Genomic DNA, 4,650 nt, shown 5'->3' on the forward strand with positions numbered 1-4,650 from the left:
ACACCATTTTCTAAGCCCTTGCTATGCGTTTTGGCTTTCATCCGGGGAATGAAGACCATTTTCTGAGCCCTTGCTATGCGTTTTGGCTTTCATCCGCTTCATGAACACCATTTTCTGAGCCCTTGCTATGCGTTCTGGCTTTCATCCGCTTCATGAACACCATTTTCTGAGCCCTTGCTATGCGTTTTGGCTTTCATCCGGGGAATGAAGACCATTTTCTAAGCTCTTGCTATACGTTTTGGCTTTCATCCGGGGAATGAAGACCATTTTCTGAGCCCTTGCTATGCGTTTTGGCTTTCATCCGCTTTATGAAGACCATTTTCTAACCCTTGCTATGCGTTTTGGCTTTCATCCGCTTCATGAAGACCATTTTCTAACTCCTTGCTATGCGTTTTGGCTTTCATCCGCTTTATGAAGACCATTTTCTAACCCTTGCTATGCGTTTTGGCTTTCATCCGCCTCATGAAGACCATTTTCTGAGCCCTTGCTATGCGTTTTGGCTTTCATCCGGGGAATGAAGACCATTTTCTGAGCCCTTGCTATGCGTTTTGGCTTTCATCCGGGGAATGATGACCATTTCTAAGCTCTTGCTATGCGTTTTGGCTTTCATCCGGGGAATGATGACCATTTTCTGAGCCCTTGCTATGCGTTTTGGCTTTCATCCGGGGAATGAAGACCATTTTCTAAGCTCTTGCTATGCGTTTTGGCTTTCATCCGCTTTATGAAGACCATTTTCTAAGCCCTTGCTATGCGTTTTGGCTTTCATCCGGGGAATGAAGACCATTTTCTGAGCCCTTGCTATGCGTTTTGGCTTTCATCCGGGGAATGAAGACCATTTTCTAACCCTTGCCATGCGTTTTGACTTTCATCCGCTTTATGAAGACCATTTTCTAAGCTCTTGCTACACGTTTTGGCTTTCATCCGCTTCATGAAGACCATTTTCTAACCCCTTGCTATGCGTTTTGGCTTTCATCCGCTTTATGAAGACCATTTTCTAAGCTCTTGCTATACGTTTTGGCTTTCAACGGCTTGTTAAAGGGTATTTTCTTTCCTCCATTAAGTAATGTTGACTTTAAATATCCTTTATAGAACAACTCCCTGTCCTCTTGACATTTTTCCACAAAGCTAAAAAAATCTCTAAACCAAATTTCAGCATTTATCAACATATTATTCGACAATACCAAAAGATATTCAAAATAAATCGACATTTTCCGGCAAAATCCTAAGAAACTGCGATAGTTTTTTACTCTTCAATTTAAAAAATGTTAATATGTCCACCTTTTCCACAGACTTATTCACATAATAAACAGTAACAACTTCACTGTTTTTCAACCTTTTCCACATTATCCACAGTAAATGTTCCAGTTATCCACATTATTAACACTTTACAGTGACTTATCCACTAAACCTCAATTGCCAGAAATGTCGAATAATATTTTTTATCCACAAAAAAAGCTCTTCTTATAAACAGAAGAGCTAATCATTATATAATTCAATCTCCAATCCTGGAATTGCATTAAGCGAAAGTTCAGCACGAACGCCTTTTTCAAACATAATACTTCCTGCCGCCGCAATCATCGCAGCATTATCTGTGCATAAAGATATTGGAGGGACAACCAATTCTATCTCTGGATAATGAGAGAATACCTTTTCCAAGGCGCTTCTGAGCCCCTTATTTGCTGCAACCCCGCCTGCTAATAATACCTGTTTCACGTTATATTCAGAAGCAGCTTTTTCCGTCTTTTTAACAAGCACATCAATCACGCTTTCTTGAAAACTAGCTGCAAGATCTTCCGGGGTTATGGTCTCACCACGCTGCTCGGCATTGTGGACAGTGTTAATAACTGCCGACTTTAATCCACTAAAACTAAAATCATAAGATCCTTCCTCTAACCAGGCACGCGGCAGATTAATGGTCGGGCTTCCTTCATGGGCTAGACGGTCGATATGCGGTCCCCCTGGATATGGAAGATTAAGTGTTCTTGCCACCTTGTCATAGGCTTCTCCTGCTGCGTCATCCCTTGTCTCTCCAATGACTTCAAAATGGCCATGTTCCTTCATGTAAACAAGCTCTGTATGCCCGCCTGATACAACAAGAGCTAATAGCGGAAATTTCATTTCCGTCACCAAGCAGTTGGCATATATATGTCCGGCAATATGATGAACCGGTACAAGCGGAAGATTATGGGCAAAGGCAAGAGCCTTTGCTGCATTGACACCGATTAATAAAGCTCCCACCAACCCGGGGCCTTCAGTCACAGCAATTGCATCAATATCTTTAAAGGAAAGATTTGCTTGGCCTAATGCTTCTTCAAGAACAATGGTTATTTGCTCCACATGGTGTCTTGAGGCAATCTCCGGTACAACCCCGCCAAATCGTTTATGACTTTCTATTTGTGAGGCAACAATATTAGCGGCAATCTCCCTTCCGTTTTTTATGATTGCAACTGCCGTTTCATCACAACTTGTTTCAATTCCTAAAATCCATTGATCTTTTTTCATAAATTCACCCACATTACTAAAGCATCTTCCTGATTATCGGAATAATAATTTTTTCGGATTCCGCCATTGTGAAATCCAAACTTCCGGTAAAGAGATTGGGCAATCTGGTTAGTTACACGCACTTCCAGGGTCATACTTTTTGCCCCCATTTCTCTAGCCACAGACATCATTTTTTGCAGCAAGGCTTCTCCTAGCTTCTTGCCCCGATATCCCGGTAGAATGGCAATATTGGTTATATGGGCCTCGTCGATGACAATCCAAGCACCACAATAGCCGATAATTTTATCATCTTCTTCAAGAACAATATAGACTGCAAATTTATTATTATTTAGTTCATTATAGAAGGCTTCACGGCTCCATGGGGTCGTAAAAGAGGCATGCTCCACTTCTAATATCTGATCAATATCCTCTTCCCTCATATATCGAAAAACAAAAGAATCTACCATATTTCTCTAATCCTGTCCTTTAAAAATTTTCCTATTTGCCTCTAACCACTTTGCTTCTGCTTCAGCTAAACGAATATAATTCGGTACAAAAGAATGAACATCTTCCTCTGATTGAAATTGGCCTAATAAGGCAAGTTCAGATGGCCGCGGATTGTGTTCCGTTATTGCTGCATATATAGCCTTAGTTCCTAGGGCTTCCGCAATTTCCTCTTGGTGAATAGGCAGGTCATTGCCGACAAAGAGAATAGGCTTATCCATTTTTATTAAGTAACGCGCCCAATCGTTTAACATGATTAACTGGTCCTGTTCAACCTGGATAAGTTCATCATTCTTATACTGGTACAATCCTGTATAGACTTGTCCCCTTCTGGCATCAAATAAAGGGGAAACATAGCCATCGAAGTAACGGCCGGTTCCAGCAGCTAAAATTTCCAGACTGGAAACACCCACAAGTGGAATTTTCAATGACCAAGCCAGTGTTTTAGCAATCGTTACGCCAATTCTAACACCCGTATAGGAACCAGGTCCCTTTGCCACGACCACTTTCGTTAAATCAGCAGGTACACGGTCACAATCCTGCATTAACGTCTGTATAGCAGGCATAATTCGGATGGAATGGTTTTTTTTCAAATTCGTTATATATTCGCCAAGTACTTGATTTTCTTCTAAAAGTGCAACACCAAGGGCATAATTAGAAGTATCAATTGCTAAAATCGTCATGAAAAAATCTCCTTACATAATTGCTCATATCGTTCCCCCTTCGGAACGAAAACCATTTTTCTCTTTTCTTGGCTCTCATGGTACAAGAAAATTGTCAATCGTTCTGATGGAAGCTGCTCTTCAATTAAATGAGCCCATTCCACTACTGTTACTCCATCGCCTTCAAAGTATTCATCGAAACCAAGATCTTCAAAAGTATCTCCCACCCGATACACATCCATATGATAGAGGGGCATTCTCCCTGCATATTCTTTTATGATTGTAAAGGTTGGACTGTTTACGGTCCGCTTAACCCCCAGACCCTGTGCTAATCCTTTTGTAAAAGTTGTTTTACCTGCGCCCAAATCTCCTTCAAGAGTAATAACATCTCCTGGCAGCAAATGTTCAGCCAATTTTGCCGCAAAGCTTAATGTTTGAGTTGAATCGTTTGTATTTAGTTCGTATTGCTTCATTCCATCACCTTTTTACATAAACATGTCATTATCTTCATTTTACCTTATTTATGTGCAAAAAAACCTTAGGATCTCTCCTAAGGATGAAAAATCTAAGGGCTGTTCAAATGCTTTTAAATAAAAAAAGACGAAACCTGGTTTCGTTCTTTTTATAAGACAATATGTACGGTCTGGACGGGACTCGAACCCGCGACCTCCTGCGTGACAGGCAGGCATTCTAACCAACTGAACTACCAAACCAAATTGCGGAGGCAGGATTTGAACCTGCGACCTTCGGGTTATGAGCCCGACGAGCTACCAGACTGCTCCACCCCGCGACGATACTAATACCATACTATTATATGTTTAACATAATAAAGTATGCATGTTATTTAAAATAACAGCCTGGCAACGTCCTACTCTCACAGGGGGACAGCCCCCAACTACCATCGGCGCTGAGAAGCTTAACTTCCGTGTTCGGTATGGGAACGGGTGTGACCTTCTCGCCATTATTGCCAGACTATTAAGTTTGAGGTATCATTCCCTCAAAA

5 protein-coding genes, 2 tRNA genes and 1 rRNA gene are annotated in these 4,650 nt (G+C 41.3%); all 8 read right to left on the reverse strand.

Annotated elements, in window-relative coordinates:
• Window positions 1-798: 798 nt before the first annotated feature.
• The 8 genes from E2K98_RS31390 to rrf all read right to left on the reverse strand — a co-directional run bounded on the left by E2K98_RS31390 (window position 799) and on the right by rrf (window position 4,619).
• The gene (locus E2K98_RS31390) at window positions 799-939 is read right to left on the reverse strand and encodes a hypothetical protein (protein ID WP_165976441.1); all 141 of its coding nucleotides are present in this window, start codon (window positions 937-939) and stop codon (window positions 799-801) included.
• A gap of 537 nt (window positions 940-1,476) precedes the next feature.
• Complete coding sequence (gene tsaD, locus E2K98_RS30120; RefSeq protein ID WP_133340639.1) at window positions 1,477-2,502, reverse strand: tRNA (adenosine(37)-N6)-threonylcarbamoyltransferase complex transferase subunit TsaD; 1,026 nt, start codon at window positions 2,500-2,502, stop codon at window positions 1,477-1,479.
• A complete protein-coding gene (gene rimI, locus E2K98_RS30125; protein WP_133340641.1) occupies window positions 2,499-2,948 on the reverse strand; it encodes a ribosomal protein S18-alanine N-acetyltransferase in 450 nt (149 codons plus the stop codon). Before rimI ends, tsaD begins: the two co-directional genes overlap by 4 nt.
• Before the next feature lie 6 nt (window positions 2,949-2,954).
• Entirely contained in the window at window positions 2,955-3,668 is a 714-nt protein-coding gene (gene tsaB, locus E2K98_RS30130; protein ID WP_133340643.1) for a tRNA (adenosine(37)-N6)-threonylcarbamoyltransferase complex dimerization subunit type 1 TsaB, read from the reverse strand.
• Window positions 3,665-4,120: a tRNA (adenosine(37)-N6)-threonylcarbamoyltransferase complex ATPase subunit type 1 TsaE gene (gene tsaE, locus E2K98_RS30135; RefSeq protein ID WP_133340645.1), complete on the reverse strand. Its 456-nt coding sequence runs from the start codon at window positions 4,118-4,120 to the stop codon at window positions 3,665-3,667. The genes tsaB and tsaE overlap by 4 nt, the downstream gene beginning before the upstream one ends.
• A 166-nt stretch (window positions 4,121-4,286) precedes the next feature.
• Window positions 4,287-4,360: transfer RNA gene (locus E2K98_RS30140), tRNA-Asp, on the reverse strand.
• Window positions 4,361-4,363: 3 nt separating this feature from the next.
• A tRNA-Met gene (locus tag E2K98_RS30145) sits at window positions 4,364-4,437 on the reverse strand.
• A 65-nt stretch (window positions 4,438-4,502) separates the two neighbouring features.
• Window positions 4,503-4,619 (reverse strand): 5S ribosomal RNA (gene rrf, locus E2K98_RS30150).
• Between the last annotated feature and the right edge of the window lie 31 nt (window positions 4,620-4,650).

This window comes from Bacillus salipaludis (genome assembly GCF_004358205.1).